The organism is Methanosarcina sediminis, assembly GCF_052056915.1.
Lineage (GTDB): Archaea > Halobacteriota > Methanosarcinia > Methanosarcinales > Methanosarcinaceae > MTP4.
The window spans coordinates 2,109,409-2,134,349 of the sequence record NZ_CP195119.1 but is presented as its reverse complement, the minus strand read 5'-3'; the positions used below and the strand labels follow the sequence as shown (position 1 = coordinate 2,134,349).

The 24,941-nt window shown below is 45.7% G+C and carries 19 protein-coding genes; 12 read left to right on the top strand and 7 right to left on the bottom strand.

The features are described 5' to 3' along the window. Nucleotides 1–3: 3 nt before the first annotated feature. From ACSAZK_RS09130 to ACSAZK_RS09120, 3 genes are read right to left on the bottom strand one after another with little or no spacing between them, the layout of a single operon-like run. Complete coding sequence (locus ACSAZK_RS09130) at nucleotides 4–945, bottom strand: SDR family NAD(P)-dependent oxidoreductase (protein WP_440953859.1); 942 nt, start codon at nucleotides 943–945, stop codon at nucleotides 4–6. Between the two features lies 1 nt (nucleotide 946). Continuing rightward, a complete protein-coding gene (locus tag ACSAZK_RS09125) occupies nucleotides 947–2,050 on the bottom strand; it encodes a glycosyltransferase family 4 protein (protein WP_440953858.1) in 1,104 nt (367 codons plus the stop codon). 25 nt (nucleotides 2,051–2,075) lie between these two features. Next, nucleotides 2,076–3,119 carry a glycosyltransferase family 2 protein gene (locus ACSAZK_RS09120; protein ID WP_440953857.1) on the bottom strand — a complete coding sequence of 348 codons (1,044 nt, stop codon included), beginning with the start codon at nucleotides 3,117–3,119 and terminating at the stop codon, nucleotides 2,076–2,078. A gap of 1,380 nt (nucleotides 3,120–4,499) precedes the next feature. On the opposite strand from ACSAZK_RS09120, the gene ACSAZK_RS09115 reads away from it, so the two are divergent. Next, nucleotides 4,500–5,807 carry an AAA family ATPase gene (locus ACSAZK_RS09115; protein WP_440953856.1) on the top strand — a complete coding sequence of 436 codons (1,308 nt, stop codon included), beginning with the start codon at nucleotides 4,500–4,502 and terminating at the stop codon, nucleotides 5,805–5,807. After that, nucleotides 5,804–6,376 (top strand): retron system putative HNH endonuclease, encoded by a 573-nt coding sequence (locus tag ACSAZK_RS09110; RefSeq protein WP_440953855.1) that lies wholly within the window; start codon nucleotides 5,804–5,806, stop codon nucleotides 6,374–6,376. Before ACSAZK_RS09115 ends, ACSAZK_RS09110 begins: the two co-directional genes overlap by 4 nt. 309 nt (nucleotides 6,377–6,685) lie before the next feature. Here the strand turns inward: ACSAZK_RS09110 and ACSAZK_RS09105 are convergent, their stop codons facing one another. Then, nucleotides 6,686–7,600 carry a hypothetical protein gene (locus tag ACSAZK_RS09105; protein ID WP_440953854.1) on the bottom strand — a complete coding sequence of 305 codons (915 nt, stop codon included), beginning with the start codon at nucleotides 7,598–7,600 and terminating at the stop codon, nucleotides 6,686–6,688. A 145-nt stretch (nucleotides 7,601–7,745) separates the two neighbouring features. Between ACSAZK_RS09105 and ACSAZK_RS09100 the strand changes: the two genes are divergently transcribed. After that, nucleotides 7,746–8,915 (top strand): RNA-guided endonuclease InsQ/TnpB family protein, encoded by a 1,170-nt coding sequence (locus ACSAZK_RS09100; protein ID WP_440953853.1) that lies wholly within the window; start codon nucleotides 7,746–7,748, stop codon nucleotides 8,913–8,915. 136 nt (nucleotides 8,916–9,051) lie between these two features. Here ACSAZK_RS09100 and ACSAZK_RS09095 read toward each other — a convergent pair whose 3' ends face one another. Further along, entirely contained in the window at nucleotides 9,052–9,474 is a 423-nt protein-coding gene (locus tag ACSAZK_RS09095; protein WP_440953852.1) for a hypothetical protein, read from the bottom strand. A gap of 759 nt (nucleotides 9,475–10,233) precedes the next feature. Here ACSAZK_RS09095 and ACSAZK_RS09090 point away from each other — a divergent pair. From ACSAZK_RS09090 to ACSAZK_RS09075, 4 genes are all read left to right on the top strand, one after another. Continuing rightward, nucleotides 10,234–10,407: an ATP-binding protein gene (locus tag ACSAZK_RS09090; RefSeq protein ID WP_440956983.1), complete on the top strand. Its 174-nt coding sequence runs from the start codon at nucleotides 10,234–10,236 to the stop codon at nucleotides 10,405–10,407. Nucleotides 10,408–10,711: 304 nt separating this feature from the next. Next, the gene (locus ACSAZK_RS09085) at nucleotides 10,712–11,662 is read left to right on the top strand and encodes a DUF1616 domain-containing protein (RefSeq protein WP_440956982.1); all 951 of its coding nucleotides are present in this window, start codon (nucleotides 10,712–10,714) and stop codon (nucleotides 11,660–11,662) included. Next, on the top strand, nucleotides 11,659–12,780 hold the full coding sequence (locus tag ACSAZK_RS09080; protein ID WP_440953851.1) for a CPBP family glutamic-type intramembrane protease: 1,122 nt from the start codon (nucleotides 11,659–11,661) through the stop codon (nucleotides 12,778–12,780). The genes ACSAZK_RS09085 and ACSAZK_RS09080 overlap by 4 nt, the downstream gene beginning before the upstream one ends. A 324-nt stretch (nucleotides 12,781–13,104) precedes the next feature. Beyond that, nucleotides 13,105–14,031: a hypothetical protein gene (locus ACSAZK_RS09075; protein ID WP_440953850.1), complete on the top strand. Its 927-nt coding sequence runs from the start codon at nucleotides 13,105–13,107 to the stop codon at nucleotides 14,029–14,031. A gap of 493 nt (nucleotides 14,032–14,524) precedes the next feature. Here the strand turns inward: ACSAZK_RS09075 and ACSAZK_RS09070 are convergent, their stop codons facing one another. Beyond that, nucleotides 14,525–14,722 carry a hypothetical protein gene (locus tag ACSAZK_RS09070; RefSeq protein WP_440953849.1) on the bottom strand — a complete coding sequence of 66 codons (198 nt, stop codon included), beginning with the start codon at nucleotides 14,720–14,722 and terminating at the stop codon, nucleotides 14,525–14,527. A 506-nt stretch (nucleotides 14,723–15,228) separates the two neighbouring features. Here ACSAZK_RS09070 and ACSAZK_RS09065 point away from each other — a divergent pair. From ACSAZK_RS09065 to ACSAZK_RS09055, 3 genes are all read left to right on the top strand, one after another. After that, nucleotides 15,229–16,194 carry a hypothetical protein gene (locus tag ACSAZK_RS09065; protein ID WP_440953848.1) on the top strand — a complete coding sequence of 322 codons (966 nt, stop codon included), beginning with the start codon at nucleotides 15,229–15,231 and terminating at the stop codon, nucleotides 16,192–16,194. Nucleotides 16,195–16,292: 98 nt separating this feature from the next. Continuing rightward, complete coding sequence (locus ACSAZK_RS09060) at nucleotides 16,293–18,122, top strand: TIGR04279 domain-containing protein (protein WP_440953847.1); 1,830 nt, start codon at nucleotides 16,293–16,295, stop codon at nucleotides 18,120–18,122. Nucleotides 18,123–18,566: 444 nt separating this feature from the next. After that, nucleotides 18,567–18,689: a hypothetical protein gene (locus ACSAZK_RS09055; protein ID WP_440953846.1), complete on the top strand. Its 123-nt coding sequence runs from the start codon at nucleotides 18,567–18,569 to the stop codon at nucleotides 18,687–18,689. Here the strand turns inward: ACSAZK_RS09055 and ACSAZK_RS09050 are convergent. After that, nucleotides 18,667–18,864 (bottom strand): hypothetical protein, encoded by a 198-nt coding sequence (locus ACSAZK_RS09050; RefSeq protein ID WP_440953845.1) that lies wholly within the window; start codon nucleotides 18,862–18,864, stop codon nucleotides 18,667–18,669. The genes ACSAZK_RS09055 and ACSAZK_RS09050 overlap by 23 nt on opposite strands. Before the next feature lie 750 nt (nucleotides 18,865–19,614). On the opposite strand from ACSAZK_RS09050, the gene ACSAZK_RS09045 reads away from it, so the two are divergent. After that, nucleotides 19,615–21,588, top strand: a complete 1,974-nt coding sequence (locus ACSAZK_RS09045) for a TIGR04279 domain-containing protein (RefSeq protein WP_440953844.1) — start codon at nucleotides 19,615–19,617, stop codon at nucleotides 21,586–21,588. Nucleotides 21,589–22,147: 559 nt separating this feature from the next. Then, complete coding sequence (locus tag ACSAZK_RS09040; protein WP_440953843.1) at nucleotides 22,148–24,856, top strand: PGF-pre-PGF domain-containing protein; 2,709 nt, start codon at nucleotides 22,148–22,150, stop codon at nucleotides 24,854–24,856. Nucleotides 24,857–24,941: the final 85 nt, after the last annotated feature.

Here is a 24,941-nt window from a genome sequence, read left to right as displayed (position 1 = left end):
ACCTCAATTCTTAACCCACGTCACATATTTTTCCAGACCTTTGTGGATCTCAACTTTCGGTTTATATCCGATAAGGTCACAAGCTAATTTCACATCTGAAAGTGTATTTTCAGCATCACCCTTCTGTGTATCAGCATATTTGACTTCGGATTTTGAATCGGTAATAATTCTTAAATTTTCAATCAAATCATTTACACTGATCCGATTCCCACTTCCAATGTTCAAAATCTTGCCATCAGTAGCCCTGTTATCAAGTAATCTTTTGTTTGCTTCCACAACATCTTCTATATAAGTGAAATCTCTAGTCTGTTCCCCATCTCCAAAAACAGTAATTGGCTCATTTACAAGCATTTTTCGAGTAAAGATAGAAATCGCAAGGTCAGGCCTCATCCTCGGCCCATAAACCGTAAAATAACGCAGAGATGTCGTAGGTAATCCATACACCTCATAGAAAACCCTGCAGTACTGCTCTGCAGCAAGTTTACTTACGCCATAGGGGGAAACAGGTTCTGTTGGATGCTGTTCATCAAATGGAAGGTACTTTACTTTACCATAAACAGATGATGAGGAAGCATTGATTACTTTTTTAACATCAGCGTCCAGAGATGCTTTAAGCACATTTAAAGTACCCAGCACGTTTATATCATTAGGCTTGAATGGATCTTCAACTGAAATCCGGACTCCTGCCTGGGCAGCTTCATGGTAAACATAATCAACAGTGCTGTCAATGATCTCTTTCATTTTATCGAGATCTGTGACATCGGCATTAATGAAAGTTGCATCTCCGCTTTCAAGAACTATATCCAGGTTTCTTTTTTTAAGGTCAACAGAATAATAAGGATCAAGATTATCGACAATAACAATTTCATGGCCGTCTTTTGCAAGGTTTTCTGCAATATGTGACCCGATAAAACCGGCACCGCCTGTAATAACTATTTTAGACATTTTAAACCAACCCTTCATACAGTCTTATTGTTTCTTTTACGGTGTCTTTCCAGGAAAAGTTCTCAACAACCTTTTTTCTTCCATTTTCCCCTAATTTTTCTGCTAGAGCGGGATCAGAAAACACCTCTAAAATTCTGTCTGCCAGCGTTTGAGAGTCTTTCACCGGGACGAGGAATCCGCCCCCATTGACGATGTCGACAAGCTGTGGCAGCCTGGAACAAACGACAGGAATGCCGCATGACATTGCTTCCAAAATTGTCCTTGGCACACCTTCTTCAAGGCTTGGAAGCACAAAAATGCTTGAATTCTGGTATAGGTCTACAATCTCGGAATTCGGAACAAAATCCTTCAGTATAATGCTTCCAGCAAGGTCCAGAGCATGTATTTTTTGGACGATACGATCTTTATCAGGACCTCTGCCGACCATGGTAAGGGATACGTCGGGATACTTTTCTTTCAAAATCCTGAACGCATCGACCAGATAATCAACACCTTTTCCCTTAGCATACCTGCCAATCCAGAGCAGGCGCTTTTTATTGTAGCATGGCTCACTGGCAGGAACAAATAGATCGGTATTGATGCCATTGTGGATTACTTCGATCTTCCCGAACTTTATCCCCAGGTCAACGAGTTCCTTTTTTTCCGTTTCAGTGTAACAGATGATTTTATCTGCGGCTGCAAATGTTAGCCTTGCACCTGTTGCAGTATAAATGTCCTGGAACCACTTCGGTGCGGTCTGGGAATTCAAGCCATGATTTGTGATAACAAGGGGAGATGAACTCAGCTGTCTTGCAACTGCACATAAATTGGTTGAAAAATAAAGGTGAGAATGAGCGTGAATAATATCATAATTGGACTGTTTTTTCACCAGATCAAAAAACAGATTAGGCATGATGGAATTACCGAGAATTTTTACAAAAGGTTTGAAACTGCGAACATTATAACCATCAGCAGTTTCATATGTGGATTCCGAACCCTCTGTAGCAGTATAAACAGTTACATCGTGCCCTAATTTAGTCTGTTCCCTGGACATTTCATGGACATGGATGCCAAGTCCTCCAACTACATTAGGATATAAATCCGGTGCAACTCTTAATATTTTCAAGAACAAAATCCCCGTTTTAAAATATTCAAGTATGCGTTGCTTCTCGAATCAATCTTGACATCGAATGCAGCATAATCCCCGTAAACGCCATAAACGTCCCTACAATAGTAAGCAGAATCATAAGCATCGTAGGCCCGAAATACAAACTCCCGCCAAAATAAAAGACCCGCAGGAAATTAAGCCCCATATAAGCTCCGAGTCCCCCCATAACAATCCCGGGGTAAGTGAAATAATAAAGCGGCCTGTTAAATTCCATATCCTTCAGGATCTTAACCAGGACCCCTAAGCCGTGCCTTAACGGATGCTCAGTTGAGCAGTCCACGTCATACCTGACCCCTATATCCACTTCTTTTATCCTTAAGCCGGCTTTTCCGGCATCGGCGAGCATTTCGCTTTCGATTGCCATGCCGTCTGCGCGGAAGCGGAAGATGTTTACTGTGGAGGCGGCAAAGGCGCGGAAACCGCTCTGGGAATCGGTTACTTCTACGCCGGAGTTCATGGTTGTGGCTTTGTCGAGGACGGTCTGGCCTACGCGGCGGTAGGCGGGGGTGTCTGTGGCGTGGCCGGAGAGGTAGCGGCTGCCGATTACCATTTCGGCGGCGTTTGCGAGGATTGGGGCTGCAAGGTCAGGGATGTCCGAGGGGTTGTGCTGGCCGTCGGAGTCCATGGTTACGATTACGTCTGCGCCAAGGTCGGAGGCGGCTTTGAAACCGGTCTTGAGGGCTCCTCCTTTCCCGGTGTTTATTTTGTGGACTATTACTTCGGCTCCGGCTTTTTCAGCGAGCATGGCGGTTCGGTCGGAACTTCCGTCGTCGACCACGATCACGGTGTCGGCGTACTGCCTGGTAAGAAGGACGATGCTCCCTATGGCAACTTCCTCGTTATAGGCAGGGAGGATTACGGTTATGTTCTGGGGGGGCTGGAAGACCGGTTCAACCGGGACCGGTATCTCAGCGGCTTCTTCAGGGATCAGGATGGGGGTGCCGAGGTAGGGGCTCGCCTGGGCTGTCAGGCCGGAACTCTGCGCACTCGCTTGAAAACTTTCACAAGAAATACTGCTTTTTTCCATTTAAAGTGCATCCCCCTTTTCCAAAATTATAACCAGGTAAATATCCTTATTTTGAATCATTTTAATCAGATCATGATTATACGATGAGACTTAGCAACGTGTTTCTGTGAAAGCATACTGTTGTGCAGTATTTAAATTTATTGATGTCAACTCATATAAAAAATATATTCAAAATTATAACAGTATTGGGCAAGCCGTTAAAGAAATGTGTATAAAGTTATATGATCTAACTAATTGTAGTTTAGTGTCATATTTATTCACACTAAACAATATATAATCGCAATTCTATAAAAAATAATTTTTGGGAGAAAATGGCAATCAGGAGGGCACAAAATAATTTCATTCCCCCTCTAAAAAACTTCCCGCAGTATGGGAGTTCTTTCCGGACAGGCCCGGAAGCTTTGATGCGGCTCGGGCTGGAAGAGGGGAGTTGCCCGCCCCCCCGGGGGAGGTCGGATTGAAAGGAAAAAAGGGAAGGAAAGCAAAGAGGCAATCGGAAGGGTTGAGGTAGAAAAGCAGGAGCGCAGAAAGCATCATGAAAGGGAACGAAAGAACGAAAGAGTAGGACGAAGGAAAGAATAGAAAGGAAATAAGGAGGGGAAGGGTGAAGGGACGGAAGAAATTATAGTCAAATACCCAGATTCCTTCACCGGGCTCAGGTGAAAGTTTAACCACGGAAAACACGGAATAAAGGACACAGGGGTACAGGCCTTCCGTGCTTTCCGTGTCTTCCGTGGTTTAAATTAAGTGTAAATAGTTACGTCCGAGGCTATATTTTTTCTAAGGGGAAAACTTTCCCGGGGGGAGAGGTGGGCTGGATCCCGGCTGGCACAAAACCGCTTTTCCGGCAAGCAGGTTTCGGAAATACCCGGACAGGCGCCTGATTCCTGCGTATTTTTTGAAATTGGGGGTAGTGGTTTGTTTTGTCGTTTTTCCTGATTTTCAGTTCTATAAGGGAAGGGTTGTTCTGAATGATGAGAGGGGGTTTGGGCCGGAGGCATGTTTTTGAGATTGATTAGGGGAGGAGAGGGTGATTTGCGGTTTTTTTGGGAGGGGTGAGTTTTGAAAGAGGTTTATGGGGGAGGGAGGGGGGCAGGCACCGGGAGAAATATAATAATGAAGTTATGCATCAGTTCACTAATAGCCATAACAACCTTATTGGCCGTATTTGGTCGTTCCTGTAAGGCTGCGAAGTCGGTCGGTCTTTTCCAGATGTAAGTAAATAGGAAGCCGGTTAAAATGTAGGAGCTTGCGGATAGACCCCTCCAACTCTTTAAGTCATTTTATTTTTATAGGACGAAAGACATAGGTATACAATCTTTAATTGGAACGGAGCCATAATAAACACTTGAACTCTAAAAAGCCCAATATACAGGAACGATGGTCGCTATGAAGGTTAAAAAAGTGAGTCTGAAAAATTACCGGGGTGTTCAAGACCTTTCCCTGGAGTTAAACCCGCGACTTAATGTTTTTGTTGGTGTCAATGGCTCTGGAAAATCAACAGTCCTGGATGCAATAGCTATCATGCTTTCATGGGCGGTTAGCAGAATTAACCGTGCAGGGGCATCAGGTAGGCCAATCGTTGAAAGTGATATTGCGAATGGCAAGTCTGCTTCATCCATTGAGATCTCCTGTGAAGCTGAAGGCAGGATCATTGAGTGGGAACTTTTTAAAGTCAGAAAGGGCTATGCAGCTCCTGAAGGTAAAAGCAAGCTGCAGGAACTGAATGAATATACAAAAGAAATTCAATACAGGATATCCGAAACTTCGGAAAAAGTCAACCTTCCCATATTCGACTATTACCCCGTGAACCGTGCTGTGCTGGATATTCCATTACGGATACGTGGGAAACACAGTTTTGGCCTGCTCACGGCCTATGAAGGGGCTTTGACCAGTGGAGCGGATTTCAGGACTTTTTTCGAGTGGTTCCGGGAGAGAGAAGACCTTGAAAATGAAATTATGAGGCAAACTAGGCAGTGGATGTTGAAGGAAGATGCTCACGCTAAAACGGAAGACCACCAGCTTCTTGACCCTCAACTTGAAGCCGTCCGAACTGCATTAACTAAGTTCTTGCCGGAATTTTCTAACCTTACCGTTCGCAGGCAGCCTTTACGCATGGAGGTTGAGAAAAATGGCAAACCTTTCACCGTGAATCAACTTTCTGATGGGGAAAAGTGCTTAATCGCATTGATCGGAGACCTTGCAAGGCGGTTGGCAATTTTAAACCCCGTCTCAGCAAACCCGCTGGAGGGTTCGGGAATCGTCCTTATAGATGAAATCGACCTGCATCTGCATCCTAAATGGCAGCGAATGGTCATACCTCAATTACTGGATGTTTTCCCTAACTGCCAGTTTATCATATCTACCCATTCCCCGAACGTTATCACTCATGTGCAGCATGAGAATTTATTCCTTCTCAAGCAAACGGACTCCGGCATTGAGGCCGAAAAACCGAGCGAGTCTTATGGAAAAACCGTGGACAGGGTACTTGAAGATCTTATGGGCCTGGAAACAACAAGGCCAAACGAAGTTGAGTCGGAACTTGGAATTATTTTCGAGAAAATCAATTCAGGTAAATTGAAAGAAGCAAAAAACCTGATTTCAATGCTAAAAGAAAAAATAGGATCTGACCCTGAACTGGTTAAGGCTGAGGTACTCATAAAACGAAAAGAGCTGATCGGTAAATGAAGCATATTATCAAAAACCGGGAACCTCAGGAATTTTCCGACTGGAAGGCACTGGCTAATCCGGACTGGCATCCCGATTATGAAAACCTGAGCCGTGATGAAAAAAGGGCTGTAAAAAATGCCCTCATGGAAGAGCAGGGTTACATTTGCTGTTACTGTGAAAGGCGGCTCGAGGATGACGATTCCCACATCGAGCATTTCAAGCCCCAGAGCGACCCTGAAGTTGATCCTCTGGATTACTCCAACATGCTCTGTTCCTGCCAGAACCAACTGAAGCAGGGAGAACCACGACATTGTGGAAACTTGAAAGGCAATTGGTTTGATGCCCGGCTTCTTATTTCACCCCTTGATCCAAATTGTGAAGAACATTTTGCCTATACTGCAGACGGCCATATCAGGCCTGCCGATAAATCTGACAATGCAGCACGAACAACAATTGAAAAACTTGGTCTGAATATTCCAAAATTGAAAGCTCTTCGAGAAAAAGCAATCGAGCCATTTCTGGATGAAAAACTGAACGAACATGATTTTTCCCAGTTTGTAACCGGCTACCTCAAAAAAGACCCTTAAGGACGGTTTGGAGAATTCCGGACAACTATCGATTTCCTATTTGGGTCATTAGCAGCCCAATGAATTGTTAACCTTCTGATTTTCAGTTTTATAGAGGTGGGTTGTTCTGAATGATGAGAGGGGGGTTCAGGCCGGAGCATGTTTTTGAGATTGATCCGGGGAGACGATGATTTCCGGTTTTTTGAGAGGAGTGAGTTTTGAAAGGTTTATGGGGAAGTGAAACGAGCAGCCCCGGGCGAAATATAAAAATGAAGTTATAAGTGGGTCAAAACTCGAATTTATCGGGATTCGGAAGGTTAAGGTTTGCCTTTAAATTTCATTCTCAACCGGATAGCCTGCTATTTCTGACACAATTTCTATAATATTTGCAGGGAAATCCAGGTTATTTATAACATCAGAAATGATATGTAAATTCTCAAAATCAGTTACATTTTTTGAGCGGTGGAAGTTATTCGTCACCAGAATGCCGCTCTCTATTTCTAACAATCGGGTTACTCCGTAGAGCTTAAGGACATCATACATATCCGCTTGACTGTTTTTGCATTCGATAACACAAATAGGCGTACTGTTTTTAGTTATAAGGACATCAAGTTCGGTTATCACCGAAATCTCGGGCTCTGAAGTTTCGCTCTCAATTAAAGCTTCAAGGGTTTCGGGCTGTTTCTTTGTTCCCCTGTTATACACCTGTACACTATGGAAAACTTCAATGTCTTTCCTTGTTTTGAAATGTTCTTTCAGTACATGGTAAATCCAGACTTCCAGAAAAAGGCCAGTATTTTCCGGCTTAATCCAGATTTCATAAAGGGATTCCGAAATTCTGTAGAAGCAGAATTTTTCGGGAACATGGAGAGGAAAGTCTTCTGAATCCTTACCATCGGAATCTTTTTCATCTCTCGCAATGGTGACTTTATCGAAAACTCTGCCCTTATGGCTTACGGAGTCGATGAAAATGTCCGGGGATATAAGCCCGATTTCTTCAGCTTTCTCACAAACATGAGCAAGTGACCGGTTTATCGTTTTCGAAAAGACCTGATCTGCCATGCTTGAGAGGCTGGAAAGGTAAGAGTAGTATTTCGAACTGGATTTGCCTGGCATCGCTTTTGGAAGCAAGCGAGATTCCCGGATAAAATCAAAAAAGTACTGGTATCTTATGCTTTCCTTTTCTCTGGATCCGTCTCCTGAAGAAAGCCCTGAAAAAGTCTGCTTTATGAAAAAGTTCCTCAATGTCCGGTCGTCTTCAACCTCCGCAGCAGGAGTCCCCTTCCTCGGAGGCCGTAGGCCGACAGGTAGGGGATGAATGCGTCATCTGTAACAGACTAACATTATTCACACGATAATCTGAAATATTTATGGTGAAATTTAGATATGTATGGAATCCACAAAAACCATTCAGCTAAAAATCCTGAACCCGGATCATGACTTAGTGGAAACCATGCAAAAATATGCAAAAGGCATGAACTACGTTTCCGGGGTTGTTTTCAGGCACGGTAAAACCATTGCCGCAAGAAAACTGCAACCTATGGTCTATTCCCATCTCAGGGAAAATATCGGGCTGAAATCCCAGGTAAGTTGCAACATCCCAAGACAGGTTGGCGGAACTTACAAAACCATTTTAGAGTTAATCAAAATCGGAAAGAGCAGGTGGCAACAGGTGACTTATTCGCCTTCCTCCATGACCCTTTCCTATAAGCGGGACTATACCATAACCGAAAATTCGGTAAGCATAACAACGTTCAGTTCCGGGCGAAAACCTTACAAAATTCAGAACTATGCTTATGCCAAACAGTATTTCGAAAAACCCTGGAAATTCGGAGCCTCGAAGGTTGTAAGGCATGATGATGGTGAGTATTATTTCCATCTCACGGTTTCCCAGGAAATTCCTGACGTGAAAATTACCGAAGCTTCTACGCTTATGGGGATTGATGTTGGGATAAATTACCTTGCGGTTGCCTCTACCACTGACAGGAAAAGCAAGTTTTTTGCAGGTGGAGAAATCAAGAACCTCCGGAACACGTACAAGAAAATGAGAGCAAGGTTACAGTCTAAGGGAACTTTATCGGCAAAACGTGTTATGAAGCGGCTTTCCGGTAAAGAGAAACGTCTAATGAAAGATGTTAACCACTGCATCTCTAAAACAATTGTTGAATTTGCGCTTGAAAACAATGTTTCTGTTATTGGTTTAGAAGACTTGACCGGAATTCGGGATAGGACTCAGTACAGGGTCCGGAAAAAACAGCGATATACTCACAGCAGTTGGGCGTTTCGACAACTGCAAACCTTCATTGAGTATAAAGCGAAGCAGGCAGGGATTCTTGTAGAATACGTTAATCCGGAATACACTTCCCAGACATGTTCCCGGTGCAACCATATTTCTAAAAATAACAGGAAAGGGTTGAGGTTCCGGTGCGGAGCCTGCGGTTTCGAGATGAATGCCGACCTTAACGCCGCTAGAAACATTGAGCATAGAACAAGGGATTTCAGGTATAGCGTGGAGTCCCAGGGGTGCTTGTCAACCACCCATACGAATGAAATGATCTGAGAGAATAATCAGGGACATTCAAGCCCCTTCCTCGGCTCCGAAGGAGACAGGGAGGGGTAGTTGACAAGCAAATATAAGTTTTTTAATCTCTTCGGATTCCACATAATCAAGAGGTTTGATGATTAGGGGGAAACCGTTATGCAGCAAGTCTTTCGGGGAGGTACTTCCTGTAGACGTACTCAATTATTGTGCTCCTGGGAAGTTCAGAAAGTTTTTTAAGCGTTTCTATTTTCTCCTCGGAGATGTACCGGTCTGGCTTTTCCATCACAGTTAACCCAAAATCCGAGAGACGGTACACGTAGGTGATATAATCCCCGCAGGACTCTCTTTCTTCCTTGATCTGCCCTGTTGAAATCAAATCTTCAATAGTTTCGGTAAGCTCCCAGGAATAGGGACCGTAATGATATTTGTCGAATTCGAAAAGTTTCGGGAGCCCAAGCTCCATTTGCCCAAGAAATACTATCTTTTGCAACTTGGTTCTGCCTTCGATCTTACCCAGTCTTGAGAGCAGTTCAAGAATGAATTCCTTTCGAGAGCCGGAGTAATCTTCATCTTGCATATTAACTCAGTCACCATTATGGCATGTTTATGTTATGTCTGACTTCAAGAGCTGCTGGTACATACACTTTGCAAATATACCCATCAGGGATAATTCTCTTAATACTATGGGACTATTAGTATTTTGTTGTTTGGGGCATCCACATTCCTGATATCTCCTTGCTTTAGGTGGAGGGAGAAAAATTCGAAAGGAGCAGTCCCCGGGCGAAATATAAAAATACAGTTATGTATCAGGCGGGTTTGTTTCAAACAGGCTTTTCACCGACCTTTTTAGACCACCTTTCAGACTACCCTTTTACGGAACTTTTAAAAACTCGCACCAGCAGTGCGAGAAATTGGTTAAATTCGCACGTTGTGATTATGAAAATAAAATAGGCAACAAGAGTGTCAATCAAACTTTCTCACTCGAACACGAACAGCGATCCTTTTTTGGAAAATGCTAGCTAATAGCCATAACAACCGTATTAGCAGTATTTTGTCTTTCTTGTACGGCCGACGAAGGAGGCCGGCTTTTCCCTAATTAAAATGGACAAGGAGCCAAATAGAAAGTAAAATTGGCATTAAAGAGATGGTAAAAATAACTCAAAATCTGCATCAATTTAGACTTTCATTCAGGATAATGAGAGAGCAAAGAAGGTTTACTCACCGCATTAAACCCTGCTTTCAATCCGTAATAACTCCTCATTAATTCCGCAAAATCCGCATTAATTCCGCATAAGCCGCACTAAAGCCGGCATAAGCCGCACTAAATTCCTGCGGTCTGACAGTTGAGGATATGCTTCAGGGTGTATCAAAGGTGCGTAACCACGTTATTGCCCGTGTTTTCCGGGAACTGAACCTTATCGAGCAGTGGGGCAGTGGTGTTAGCCGCATGTTCAAAGAAGCAGGGGGAGCACCCCCCGGGCAAAATATAATCTTCCGTGGTTTAAATTAAGTGTAAATATTTACGTTCGGGACCTTATGAAGGAAAAAAGAGGGAAAGAAGAAATAGAGTGAACGTAAAACCGCAATAAAATCGAAAAATTTACATAGTTGTAGTAAGGAAAGAGAATATACCAAAACGGTTGAAAAATAAAAATAAAGGTATGGAATGCGCATATCAGGGGGACCTGGTAAATCGGGGGAACTAAGCAAAAGAATAAAAAAGGATAAAAAAATATTAGACATTCCTTAAAGATAATTGTTGATGAGATTTTTTTTCTTAAAAAAAGATGAGCCTGATGAGCCCCATGACCCGAATGAATGGAAATAAAGTACCCTCTGACCTTTTACTTGTAACCGGCCTCGTACTCCTGACTGACTTTTTCGTGCTTATGCCGGGGCTCAATGAAACCTTTCTGCGGACAGTGCTCGGGCTTCCCCTGGTGCTCTTCCTGCCGGGGTATGCGCTGATAGCGGCGCTCTTTCCTGCAAAATCCGACCTGGACGGGATCGAGAGGGTTGCGCTTTCTTTCGGGCTGAGCATAGCGGTCGTGCCCCTGATAGGGCTTGGTTTGAACTATACCTCCTGGGGGATCAGGCTTGTGCCGGTCCTGATCAGCATCTCGGTTTTTACGCTCCTCATGTGCGGGCTTGCCTATTTCCGGAGGGAACAGCTTCCCGAAGCCGGGAGGTTCGAGGTCCCTTTCAGGGCAGGGGCAGAGGCACTAAGGGCGGAGGTCCTGGAAAAGCCCGAGTCCCGGACCGACTTAATTCTCACAATCATCCTTATCCTCTCCATCCTCGCCTCGGTCGTAACCCTGGGCTATGTCATCGTGACCCCGAAGGAAGGAGAGCACTTCACCGAGTTCTACATCCTGGGGCCGGAAGGGATGGCTGACAACTACCCCACGGACTACGTGCTCGGGGAAAGCGGGACCGTCATCTTCGGGGTCGTAAACCACGAATACAGGGCCGTGAACTACAGCCTGGAAGTCCGGCTGGACAACAAAACCCTACCGCTCCCCGAGGACGCAAGCCACGTCCGCCTCGGCCACAACGTGACCTGGGAAAGGCCGCTTACCATCACCCCACCCGCCGAAGGAAAAGACATGAAGCTCGAGTTTCTGCTCTTCAACGACACTGAACAGGAAGTCCCCTACCGCGACCTCCACCTCTGGATCAACGTAAGCACAACGGCAGAAGAGAGTCAAAAAGAGGACGGGAAATGGGATGAAAAAGGGGCCGAAAAAGAGGGGGCAGCGAAGTGAGCCCGAAAACCTCACCCCTCCAGGGAAAGGTGAAGGAAACGAGTAAAGGGAGCGGGACTGGTAAAGGGAGTGGAAGGAGTCCTGGAACAAAGTCCGGAGGAAACTCTGGAGTAAAGACCGGGGTAAAGACCGGAGGAAACTCTGGAGAGAAAACCGGGGCAAAATCAGGAACAAAATCAGGAACAAAATCAGGAACAAAATCAGGAACAAAATCAGAAACAAAACCGGGAACAAAATCAGGAACAAAATCAGGAGCCAATGAAGGAGGGAGGCAGGGGATAAAATCAGGGGTAAAGCCGGTGGGAAGAACGGTAAAATCCGGCGGGACGGCTGCTGCCGGGGAACTTCAAAAATATGTGCTTCCCGTAGGGCTTCCGGTCCTTGCCATCGCCCTTGCCGAGTTCCTGATCTTCTCGGGAAATATGGGGGCTTCGGTCTGGCTGCATATCGGGACCATAACCGCCCTTGCCCTTTCCTCGATGTTCATCCGGGAGCAGGAAATCATCCGGCTCCACCAGGCCCTTATGCTGCTCCCGATCCTGCGCCTGGTTAACCTGTCCATGCCGGTCTTCTTCGATACCACCCTTTATACTTTCATCTTCATCTACGGGCCCCTGGCACTCCCTGCGGCAATTGTGGCCTGGCACCAGCGGCCTGGCCTTGAGGAGATCGGAATTACAAGCGAAAAACTCGGGCACTACATGCTTCTCTCGGTTCCCCTGGGCTTTTTGCTGGGCCTTGGGGAATACACGACCATCCGGACAGGGTACCTGATCCCGGACCTCTCCTTCAAAAACCTGCTCCTGCTCACCATAGTAATGGTCTTCTTCGTGGGGCTGGTCGAAGAAGTCATTTTCAGGTCCATCCTCCAGACCCGGCTTGAAAAGGTGCTGGGCATAAAAGAAGCCCTGATTATAACGAGCATCCTGTTCGGGCTCATGCACTCGGGCTACGGAACTCCTTACGAAATCCTCTATACGGGTTTTGTCGGGCTCATCATGGGTGTCGCCTTTCTCAGGACCCGCAGCCTTCCCTTCATCGCTGTTCTCCACGGCTTCGTAAACGTCTTCCTTTTCGGGATCATCCCGCACCTGCACGAAGCCTACGGGCTCTTTTGAAATAGCCGGGGTGGGGAAAAATCGGGGGAGATCTGCATCCTACATATTAATAAAGTTTAGAAATACGGGAAGTCCAAAAGTTTAATAGTCTGTATTAAAATACTTATAGGAAACTAATAGGAAATCCACTAAAAATTACAGGACTAAAAGCCAGAAACTGCAAAATACGGCCCTATGCCATCCCTCATGCCGGACAGCTGGAAAGAGTCCTGCAAATCAACTGGGCAAACTAAATATAAAAGTACGTTCAAGTTCATCGCATAAAACCGGAAGTTTCATCATTAATATTATAATTAAGAAATCTGCCAAAAAGGAGTTATTATTGTGAAAAAAGACACTGGGAATAATTGCAGGAGGAACGAAATTCTGAGTTCCGCCGCCTGCCTGTCAGTACTGCTTCTTGCCTTACTGCTTGCATCCCCCCTGGCATCCGCCGACGCTGTCACGGAGTGGGAAATAGCCCCCTCAAGCCCCTACGTTGGAAACACCCTGGTCATAACCGGCACTTCCGCCCCGGACCAGACCCTCAATGCCGATGTCAGTTTTGAAAGAAGCGTAGGCGTATCCGGAGGGGAGTATGAGTACGTGATCAACGAAGTGAAGATCCCTTCCGCGGACAACAACCGCTTCACAGTGCGTGCCGAAGGCGTGAAAGACCTGAACGTGAGAGTACTCTTCGTCACTCTCAGCAAAGACGCCACCGCCGGAGTCGCCGAAGTCTCCCAGTCCCATGTAATCCCCGCGACCTATAAAGTCAAGATGGACGGAGATGCCCTGGACGGCCAGTCCCGTGTAACCCTCAGGATCACCGCAGCCCAGACAATAGACACCGACTCCGAAGGAAACCTGAGGTTCGAGTATGACACCGACGGCCTGCCCGCAGGGGAATACGATATAAGCATTGATGGGGTCACAAAAACCATAACCCTCAAAGCAAAGAGCTCATCCGGAGGAAGTTCGGGTACAGGTTCCGCAACCATAAGGTCGGTTGAGCCCGAAGAGCCCATTCCCGAAGAAGAAAACGAAACCCGGGAAATGACAGAATCCGATGAAGAAGCTTCCGAAGGAGAAACCGGTGAAGATGCCTCAAAAGCCTCCGGAAACGAAGCTGAAGATGAACAGCCAGAGTCCGAACCTGTAGCCGAAGAAACCCCTGAAGAAGAGGAACCCTCCGCAGACGGAAGCTTCATGGTCTGGGGAATCCTGGGAAGTTTGCTGGTAATCTCCCTCATCCGGAAATCTGGGAAATAAAAATTGAATCAAACCCGGTAAACCGCCTTCGGAGATAAAACGCAGCTTGCCGGAAAAACTACTAAAAAAGATGGGGTCAGGCAGAAAAGGAAGCATTCCCCTCCTTTTTTCCTGCCGTCTTTTCTTTCCTCATATCTTCTTTCCTTTCTGTCCCCCCTTCCTTTCTGTCATTTTCTTTTCTATCCTTCTTCCTTTTTCTCAGTCCTTACCTCTTCCTTATGAACCCCGGCGTTGCCGGGACGATTTTTTCCTCTTTTTGAAAGACAGGCAACTTCACCTTATTCCGGACAACCCCTTTTTGAGCCTGGGGCAGGAGGAAAGCCGGAAAGCCAGAAAACACGCACGGTCTCAAGCCAAAAATCCGGGGAAAACCCTCCCGCCTGGCTAAAAGAGATGAAAAAACAAAAAAGATAAAAGAGATAAAAAATGAAAATTGAGGCGGAAGAAGTGGGAAATGAAAACGTGGAGGGCAAAGTAGCCGGGATCTCGTGGGTTAAAGGATCTCGGCTACCTTGAAGAAGACAATAGCCGCAAAACAGAAAAGCAGCGGCAGGATTGCCAGATTAAAGGAACTGTCAAGGGATTTGTTCCACTTATCCGATGCCGAAAGGACCTCTTTTAAAGAGAGGAATGCTATGAGCCCAACTGTCACTGCAGCTCCATACTGGGGGAGTCCCGGGCTTGTGACCATTGAAATGGCACTTGAGGAAATAGCGCTTGAAGAGATCGCTGATGAGATGATGCTTAGTAGTATGTATTATTCCTCCTGCAAATAGTTATAAAGCAAGCAAATTTATGATGTTACATAAGAAGACCGAATCATATAAAAAACTTTTGATTTTGGTTATCTCATTGAGATATAAAATTAATGGGGTAAGTAAGGTTCAATGATATGGTATAATGAAAAAATAGGCATTAATAGACATCTTCTTAAATCAATACGGAAATTTTAAATACATATAATTGGACGTTTCATTATACGAATGAATGTCAAAACAAATAAAATTAAATATAGTAGTGGGTATTATAAAACGTTGACTATTAACAAAACTTATATCGAGTGGAGATTAGAGTATCCGTAAAAAACTCGTAAAGAGCTCACAACTTTCTAAATTATCTATCGAAATCATGTTTCAGGATTTTGGCATCGGCATATATAATATTTCAGACCAGGTCCAGAAAAAAGAGAGTCATTCCATGAAATATAATCCAGATCCCCGCAAATCGCGAAAAAGACAGGCTGCCCTTACAGCCCTTCTTTCCATCCTTGTCCTTGCCTTGTTAACCGTTTCTCCTGCGGGGGCAGCCGTCAGTGCCTGGGAAATTTCTCCCGAAAACCCGGTTTTGGGCGACACCCTCCGGATAAAAGGAACTGCGTCCCCGGAAGAGGAAATAGATGTGACCGTAACCTTCGAACAAAAAGCCCCGGTTTCCGGGGGGAAGTACGAGTACATCCTGGAAGACGTGGAGATCCCTGAAGGGTTCGATAACACCTTTACGGTCCGGGCAAGCGGGGTAGAGGACCTGAACGTAAGGGTGAAAATCCTGGTCTGGATTACGATAAGCTCGGAGGCATCGGGGGGTGATGCAACCGTTTCCCAGTCAAGAGTCCCGCCAGGGACCTACATGATAAGGATTGACGGGAACGCCGAAAGTGGGGCTTCGACAACGGACCTGAAGATCACTGCCCGCCAGCGGATAAAAGCCGATTCTGAAGGGGACTTCAGCTATTCCTATAATACAAAAGCCGTCCCGCCGGGGGACTTTGAAATAAAGGTGGGTGGCAGCACAAAAACAATCTCGCTCGACTCTGAACCTGCCAGGGTGCCAACCCCTGCCCTTCCGGCAGCCCAGGCAACGCCTGCAGCGGAACCGGAACCGGAAGCTTCCGAAACCCGGGAAGAGCCCCAGGAACAGGAAATAACCCCGGAAGAAAGCGGAGAAGCAGGAAACCTGGAAACGCATGTCCCGGGATATGAAGCCCCGAAACCCGCAGTCCCTCGGGAAACCGGGTTCCTGCTTGACAAAAGCTATGTACTGGGAGGCATCGGGGCCTCAGTCCTTGCACTGATCATAATTTCAAAAAGAAACGGGAAAAAGGGATCCTCGAAGACATCCCCGAAGGAGCAGAGACAGCCGGAAACCGATGACCCGGGAAAGTAACGGAGAGTAAAAAGGGAGTGAAACGGAGAGTAAAAAGGAGTGAAATGGAGAGTAAAAAAGGGAGTGAAACGGAGGAATAAAGTTTGAGAAAAAGTTTGTTGATATTATTAGCACTAACCATCTTCATATTAAGTTCTGCAACAGCAGTGGCATGTGAGGCAGAACCCATTGCCAACCTGACATTTGGCGACATGGAAGTATACTTCCTGGACCATACAGGAAACCCGGATGAAGGGAACTGGATAAGCCTGGGAGGGCCTGCCGGGGTCAGCGAGATCCGGCTCCCAAGTCCTATTAAAATCACATACGACGGCCCCAAATCCAGGGGATACGGAGGGGTTTCCGCAACCCTGCATAAAGACGCAGAGGAAGAGTATACGGTAAGCTACCCCTATACCACCCACCCCGTATATCTGCCTGATGAAAACGTGACCATGAGCTTCCGGGGAGAGCCGGGATTGGCAGGGGACGTGGTCATCTATCTCTTCAAGCCAAGTTCGGGTTCCGTACGCGGAGTCCTTGATACCCTCCTGGCAGGTGAGAACGTAGACTGCCTGAGTGACCTTTTCCACGAGAATATGGACGGGTACTATGAGACATTCCCGGCCTCCCTGGACGGGAACGGAGATCTCCTTGACCACGACTTCGGCCCCATGGAAGCCGGGCAGTACTGCATAGTGCTGCTTCAGGACAACGGGGACAAGAGCCTTACAGTCCTTTCGGCAACTGCGTTTGTGGTTGTGGAATACGAGCTGGAGATCACAGCGGAAAGCATCGTGAAAGGCAATAACCTGGACATAAGCCTGGAACTGCCCGACGTGCCCGAAGCCGACGACTGCAGCTACGGGGCAGTGCTGATCAGGGACCAGGCATACAAAGCCAACATCGAGATCGATTCCGACGGCACCCGGGCAGGGACTTCCGTCATAGTAAACGAAATAGACGTCATCGAGGAATTTGACATAAATTCTTCAAACTACAGGTCAAAGCTGAGCAAAGGCGAACTCCAGACCGAACTCCAGACCATGATGGGAGAAGGGAAAGGCGCGATATCACTGGGGGTAGAGGGAAAGAATACCCTTTCACTTACCGCTTTTGACCTTCCGGTAGGAGACTACGTCCTGCTTGCAGCCGTATACCAGCCAGGCAAGGGGCTTGTTGCCCTTGGCCAGGAAGAACTGGAGATCAAGGTGCCGGGCAAGAAAAAAAGTAAAGGCGGCAGCTCAGGCGGCGGAGGCGGCGGTGGGGGAGGGTCTCCCGAACCCGCAAGTAACGTCCGTAAAAAGGAACTTGCCCAGCAGTTCGTTACTAACGGGAACCGCATCAGATTCGAGTTAACTCAGAGAGCCACCTCCGTAGGGTACGTGGAATTCGACGCCAAAAAGAGTGTAGGGAAAACCACAACCATTATCGAGGAACTGAAAAGCAGGTCAACCCTGACCCCTGCCGAACCCGAAGGAGAAGTCTACAGGTACCTGAATATCTGGGTCGGAAACGGAGGCTTTGCAACCCCGGAAAACATTGAAGGCGCAGTTGTGGGCTTCAGGGTGAGCAGGGACTGGATCATTGAAAACAACGTTGATGCGGACTCAATAGTTCTCCAGCATTTCAGTGAGAACCGGTGGAATCTCCTTCCGACTACAAGAATCGGGGAAGACGAAGAATACATCTACTTCGAAGCTGAAACCCCCTCCTTCTCCCCGTTTGCGATTACCACAAGCGGCAAGAGCATAATAATGCTTGAGCAGATAGGTGGGGAAGAAGATCCGCTTTCCGTAGGAACAAATACCCCGGAACAGGAAATCGGGCCTGAACCTGAAACCTCTGGAAGGTTTCCGGCATGGTTTTCGAAAATAGCCAGTTTCTTAGTAGGAGTTATGATGGTAGTTATGATCGGATTGGCCCTGAAGAAGAAAGAAGAGCCGTAAACCCGAAAAAAACTCTAAAAAACATAAACACTGCACCGGAAGCAAAATTACGCGAGAAACAGAAGGCTCCGAGTCTTCTGTTTTCAATCTTTTTTAAAAAGCTTTTTTATCTTCAATTTCTCTACCTTCAATTCTACTTCTCTTATTTTTTCACATCCATGCTTTGTGAACTTACTTCCCCTTATTTTCACATTCCTGCTTCGTGAACTAGCCCCCATACCAGCCTTCGGCTGTTGAGGGAGGGGGCTTCCCGCCTGAGCGTTAATCAGGGTAAAAAGTGGGGAAGAAAAAAGAGAAAAAAGTGGGGAAGAAAAGGGTGAAAAAATGGACGAAGAAATGAGGGAAAAAGTGGGGAAGAAAATAAAGAAAAAAGTGGGGAAGAAAATAAAGAAAAAAGTGGGGAAGAAAAAAGAGAAATAAGTGGGAAGAAAATAACGAAAAAAAATGGAAGAAGAACAGATCGAAAAAATGGAGACAAAAATAATAAAAAAAGTGGGGAAGAATATAAAGAAAAAAGTGGAGAAAAAAAGAAGAATTCCTGGAATTAAAGGATCTCTGCGACCTTGAAAAGGACAATTGCTGCAAAACAGAAAAGCAGCGGCAGGATTGCCAGGTTAAAAGAACTGTCAAGGGATTTATTCCATTTGTCTGACGCCGAAAGGACCTCTTTTAAAGAAAGGAACGCTATGAGCCCAACTGTCACTGCAGCTCCGTATTGGGGGAGCCCCGGGCTTGTGACCATTGAAATGGCACTTGAGGAAATAGCGCTTGAAGAAATCGCTGATGAGATGATGCTTAGTATTATAAATTATTCCTCCTGCAAATAAGTTCCACTTGTGAAATATTGATATATTGTGAATGATATATTGGAATGATACATTGTAAAATAACGCTTATACACTCCCAAGATACTATAAAAAACTTCTGATTTATTAGCGTCCGGATTTTTCCTACGTCTTTTACAATCTTCTATACAGTACCAGATAGAAACAAGGTGCCAACAATATAAAAAATTTGTGCCCCCTCCTCCGGGGCCAATATGTTCTTAAATTCTCCTCTAAATAAGAGTAGTTTCAAATATTAATAAGCAGGAATTCCTCCCTTATAAAAAGGTGCTGAACTAAACATGGATAATCATACGTTTTCATGGAAAGATTCGCAGAATTTGGTCGAGACTTACTGAGAAAAATTAATATAAAGTCTGTGGCAATACATATTTGACTGTATAAAATAATAATCCCTATTTATACATATACATTTATAATATTTCGAGCTCTGGCGTCCAGGGTAGGATTTATTTTTGTGATAGGTGCAAAGAACTCATGGCAGAAGTCACTTTTGAATGCTACCTGATCACTATAATTTTTTCGAGCCTTATAATAGTACAACTCATTAATATACCTAATACGGAAATCAGGGGAATAAAATCCATTCCTTTAAACAGATATGTTGAGAAAAAACAAAAAGAGAAATATGGACGAGGGTATGAGAATTGAAAAAAACCATAATTGCAATAATCCTGCTGCTATTCACCATGTCCACAGTCTCGGCTGAAACTTCCGAAAGCCTTGACCAGGCTTATTTTGCACAAGTTGTGATGGACGGCAGCACACTCTTATTTGCTGACCATTATGACGACACAGCGGACGGCAACTGGATCCAGTTAAGCGGGGGAGATCCGGTTCGATTGCCCGATCCTCTCAGTTTTACCTACCGGGGAGTAAACCATAGCGAATTCCACAGTGAAAGCCTGGACCTGGCAATGATCCTTAACCTGGGAATGTACGAGGAAGGGAACTATTACAAGGAAATGATTTACCCTTACCCGACCCATCCGCTGTACACCAATGTTACAGGCAAAAACGAAGTATTCCTGGACTTCAAGGGAGCCTCCGGCTTTGCGGGCCAGAGGGTCAGGGTCTACCTGGTAAAAGCGGACCTTGTTTCCGTCCTTGATATGCTTGCCGATCTCAGGGCAGCCAATGCGGACGATTTTGAGGCCCTCTTCCTCCGGAACTTTGAGGAATCCGATTACGAGAGGTACCCAGAAACCCTTGACGAAAACGAAGACCTGCTCCTTGATGAAAACGGCGACCTGCACCTCGACCTGGGGCCAAGGGACAGCGGGGATTACGGGATAGTCGTTTTGCTCGACAGTTCCGAGGACCTGGAAATTCTCTCCGCAACAGCCTTTAAAGTCCTGCCCTACGGGATGAAGGTTGGGACAAGCATCGACGAGAAGTCCACTTCAAGTTACGACCTGGACGTCAGCATCGACCTCGACGGCCCGGACATGAGTTACAACTATACAGCCGTCCTCATCGAAGCCAGCAACTACAAAGCCGAACTGGAAATGGAATCCAACGGGGTAAGGACCGGGACAAACCTTTCCATTAACGGCAGAGAGCTTATGGGGGATCTCGACCTTCCCGCGGAATTCAGCTCCGAAACCGATCTGCTGGACTTCATAGGAATCAGCACTGAGGACGTGAGTAACTTAAACTCCTTCGCAGTCGACGTTTTCGGGGAAAACACCCGGTTCCTTAAGAAAGACGGCCACGGAAACAGTACGAATTTTAATTTCCCTCTCGAAAACGTAGAAACCCCCAAAGACTACATCCTGTTCACCGGAGTCTGGAAATCCGGAGAGTTGGTTGCCTTTGACCAGAACGAAATCACCGTAGACAAGAAAGACGACGAAGATGAAGAAGAAAAACCCTCAAGCGGAGGAGGCAGCTCCTCAGGCGGTGGTGGCGGCGGTGGCGGTGGGGGAGGTGGATCTCCCGAACCTGCAAGCAACGTCCGGATCAAGGAACTTGCCCAGCAGTTCGTTACTAACGGGAACCGCATCAGGTTTGAGTTCATACGGAAAGCCACCGTTGTCGACTACGTGGAATTCGACGCAAAGAAAAGTGCCGGAAAAACCACAACCATTATCGAGGAACTGAAAGATATCTCCGTCCTGACCCCGGTTGAGCCTGATGGGGAAATCTACGAGCATATCAACATCTGGGTAGGAAACGGAGGTTTTGCATCTCCTGAAAACATTGGCGGGGCCGTTATTGGTTTCAGGGTAAACAAGACGTGGATAGCCGAAAACGAAATAATCGAATCTACGGTCACCCTGAACAGGTATTCCGAAGGCAAATGGAACGCCCTCCAGACCCGGAAGATCGGGGAAGATGAGGGTTTCATCTACTTCGAAGCCAGCTCCCCGGGATTCTCCCCGTTTGCCGTCACAGCCGAAAACAACAAGCCTGTAGTTGAGGAAAGTGAGGAACCCCAACCTCCCACAGGAACAGAGCAGCCAGAAGAAACCGAAACTCCGGAAACCGAAGAAAGCCCCGGAGAAAAGGAAAAGCCCGGAATCTCGAAGAGTCTCATGTCAAAAACCTTTAGTTTCATTATCGGTTTCATGGTGGTAATCCTGATCGGGCTTGCCGTGATGGAGAAAAAGAAGCAGTAAATTGAAAACTCTTAAAATCCCCTAAAATCCATGAAAACCATAAAATCCATGAAAACCCCTGAAAAGCAGAGAATAACATTTCTTCTGCTTTTCAAAACTATTTTGAAAAAAAATACTATTATGAAGACAATATTATTCTGGATGTTATGTCCTGAAATAATTTCGCCTCGAAACTCGTTTTGTTTTCCCGAAATCGTTTAGCTTTTTTAATTTTTCTGTTATATAGTGATATATCGGGCACAGGCGGCCCACTATTTTACTTCAGGTTCATATTTGTTTCATATTATATGATCCTTCCATAGTACCATGATGGAATTGCAATTCCATTAACGTTTGACCTTTTGTGCTGCTCACTATTGTATCGTGTATTTAACTCCCCTATAGTTTTGAATCTGCGAAATGATTTCAGGCTATAACACATTATAAAAAGATAGTACTAATTCCTATTAAATTTAAGATAGTTTATATTAAAAAAACAATAAAATTCAGAATAAATTAATTGAAATACATAACCCCTCCCCCAGCAGGAGGGTCTAAAAAACTTCGTGAGGTATGACAATTGAAGGACAAGTTAGGTACACCGCTCATACTATTACTACTTTTTATTTTCATTGCCTTTTTGCCAGGGGTAGGGGCCTCCGTAGGAGAAGAGTACAAGGCCATGGTTACCGGCTTGAACGAATCGGAAGTTGGGCACACATGGATTAACTGGACGTGGACGAACCCGGATGACACGAATTTCAACCGGACAATGGTCTATATTAATGGCGTTCTCGAAGAAAACACCTCGAACAATTACTACAATGCAACAAACCTTACGAACAACACTCAATACGAGATAGGGATCAGAACAGTAGACCAGGCAGGAAACATAAATTACACCTGGGTAAACGACACGGCTTCAACGATGGAAATGCCGGATACTGAAAAGCCGGTAATTAACTCGGTCAATTTAAACGTAACCGGGACTGAAACAGGAAAACCTATTCTTGTGACAGTGGATGTTACTGACAACATAGAAGTTACGGCAGTACAGGCATCAGGAACAGCGCTGAGTAACAAGACAGGAACAATATGGGAAGGAATAATTACAGCTCTTGAAGGAACTCACCAGGTTAATGTTTCTGCAACCGATGAAGCAGGAAACATAAGATGGGACAATTCTACAACTTATACGGCTGCCCCGGCAAATAAGCCTCCGGAACTGGAATCAATTGAAGATCAATTTGTTGCAGAAAACAGCTCATTGACAGTCACATTAATGGCTAAGGATCCTGATAACGACGAGCTGACATACGCTACAAATGCTACGTTCGGAACTCTGATGGGAAATGAGTTCACATGGACTCCGAATTATGAGGAAAGTGGAACTTACTATGTAGAGTTCAACGTAACGGATGGAATCATGAATGATTCCGAAACAGTGACCATTACTGTAGAGAACGTAAACAGACCACCTGTACTCGTTGAGATTGGTGATCAATCTATTGACGAAGGTTCAGAACTTGTGATAAACCTCTCTGCAACAGATAAAGATGGAGATATTATAACTTTTGCAAAGAACGAAAGCAGCGTTGGAAAGCTTACAGACAAGAACTTTACATGGACTCCGACGGATGAGGAATCAGGAATATATTACGTAAATTTCAGTGTTTCGGATGGAAAGGGAGGTCTTGACTTCGAAATCGTGCAGATAACAGTGGGAGACGTAAACAGAGCACCTGTGCTCGTTGATATTGGTGATCAATCCGTTGACGAAGGTTCAGAACTTGTGATCAATCTCTCTGCAACAGATAAAGACGGAGACCCTCTCACTTTTGCCAAGAACGAAAGCAGCGTTGGTACTCTTACTGACAAGAACTTTACCTGGACTCCTGAATACGATGAAGCAGGAACTTGTTCCGTAAACTTCAGTGTTTTCGATGGGAATGGAGGTCTTGACTTCGAAATCGTGCAGATAACTGTTGGAGACGTAAACAGGAACCCTGGTCTGGCTGAAATAGAACCTCAGTCAACTGCTGAAAACACGGAACTCAGGATAGAGCTTTCAGCAAACGATCCGGATGGAGACATGATTACTTACTCCACAAACGCAACCTTCGGAGAACTTGCAGATAATATTTTCTGCTGGACTCCGGCTTATGGGGAAAGCGGAATTTACTATGTAGAATTCACAGCTTCAGATGGGGAGCTCACAGATTCTGAAACAATAACTATAGCAGTTGGAGATGTCAATAGAGCCCCGGCACTAGACTCAATAGGAAACAAAGCTGTTGCAGAAAACAGCCTGTTGGCATTCACATTAACAGCTTCCGATGATGATGGTGATGATCTTACCTATGGCGCCACAGGCCTTCCCGGTGGGGCTCAACTTAATACGACCAGTGGCCTTTTTGAATGGACTCCGGGCTCTGATGATTCTGGAATCTATTTGGTAGGGTTCAATGTTACGGACGGAGAATTAACAGATTCTGAGACCGTGCAGATAACTGTTAGCGATGTTACAACCGTCAAGAAAAGCTCAGGTGGCGGTGGTGGCGGAGGTGGCGGAGGGGGAGGTGGATCTCCCGAACCTGCAAGCAATGTCCACGTCAAGGAACTTGCCCAGCAGTTCGTTACTAACGGGAACCGCATCAGGTTTGAGTTCATACGGAAAGCCACCATTCTCGATTACGTGGAATTCGACGCAAAGAAAAGTGCCGGAAAAACCACAACCATTATCGAGGAACTGAAAGATATCTCCGTCCTGACCCCGGCTGAGCCTGATGGGGAAATTTACAGGCACATCAACATCTGGGTAGGAAACGGGGGCTTTGCAAGTCCTGAAAACATTGGCAACCCCGTTGTTGGTTTCAGGGTAAACAAAACGTGGATAGCCAAAAACGAAATTATCGAATCCACGATCGCCCTGAACAGGTATTCCGAAGACAGGTGGAGTGTTCTCCAGACCCGGAAGATCGGGGAAGACGAGGGGTTCATCTACTTCGAAGCCAGCTCCCCGGGATTCTCCCCGTTTGCCGTTACAGCCGAAAACAGTAAGCCCCTGATTGAGGTCCGAAAGGTAGAAGGTCAGATCCCTACGGAAACAGAGCAGATAAAGGAAACCGATCCTCAGGATACCGAAACTCCGGAAACAGAAGAAAGTACCGGAGATGGGGAAAAGACAGGAATCTCGAAGAGTATCATGTCAAAAGTTTTTAATTTCATTATCGGGTTCATGATAATAATCCTGATCGGGCTGGCCGTGATAGAGAAAAGGAGGCAGTAAACTGGAAAAACCCCTGAAAAGCAGAGAATACCATTTCTTCTGCTTTTCAAAACTATTCTCGAAAAAAGTGCTATTCTTAAAAAAA

Excerpts from the sequence above, each read along its gene's own strand:
- ACSAZK_RS09130 (WP_440953859.1), bottom strand. The coding sequence starts at position 945 with ATGTCTAAAATAGTTATTACAGGCGGTGCCGGTTTTATCGGGTCACAT.
- ACSAZK_RS09120 (WP_440953857.1), bottom strand. The coding sequence starts at position 3,119 with ATGGAAAAAAGCAGTATTTCTTGTGAAAGTTTTCAAGCGAGTGCGCAG.
- ACSAZK_RS09115 (WP_440953856.1), top strand. The coding sequence starts at position 4,500 with ATGGTCGCTATGAAGGTTAAAAAAGTGAGTCTGAAAAATTACCGGGGT.
- ACSAZK_RS09110 (WP_440953855.1), top strand. The coding sequence starts at position 5,804 with ATGAAGCATATTATCAAAAACCGGGAACCTCAGGAATTTTCCGACTGG.
- ACSAZK_RS09100 (WP_440953853.1), top strand. The coding sequence starts at position 7,746 with ATGGAATCCACAAAAACCATTCAGCTAAAAATCCTGAACCCGGATCAT.
- ACSAZK_RS09095 (WP_440953852.1), bottom strand. The coding sequence starts at position 9,474 with ATGCAAGATGAAGATTACTCCGGCTCTCGAAAGGAATTCATTCTTGAA.
- ACSAZK_RS09085 (WP_440956982.1), top strand. The coding sequence starts at position 10,712 with ATGAATGGAAATAAAGTACCCTCTGACCTTTTACTTGTAACCGGCCTC.
- ACSAZK_RS09070 (WP_440953849.1), bottom strand. The coding sequence starts at position 14,722 with ATGGTCACAAGCCCGGGACTCCCCCAGTATGGAGCTGCAGTGACAGTT.
- ACSAZK_RS09065 (WP_440953848.1), top strand. The coding sequence starts at position 15,229 with ATGAAATATAATCCAGATCCCCGCAAATCGCGAAAAAGACAGGCTGCC.
- ACSAZK_RS09055 (WP_440953846.1), top strand. The coding sequence starts at position 18,567 with ATGGAAGAAGAACAGATCGAAAAAATGGAGACAAAAATAATAAAAAAA.
- ACSAZK_RS09050 (WP_440953845.1), bottom strand. The coding sequence starts at position 18,864 with ATGGTCACAAGCCCGGGGCTCCCCCAATACGGAGCTGCAGTGACAGTT.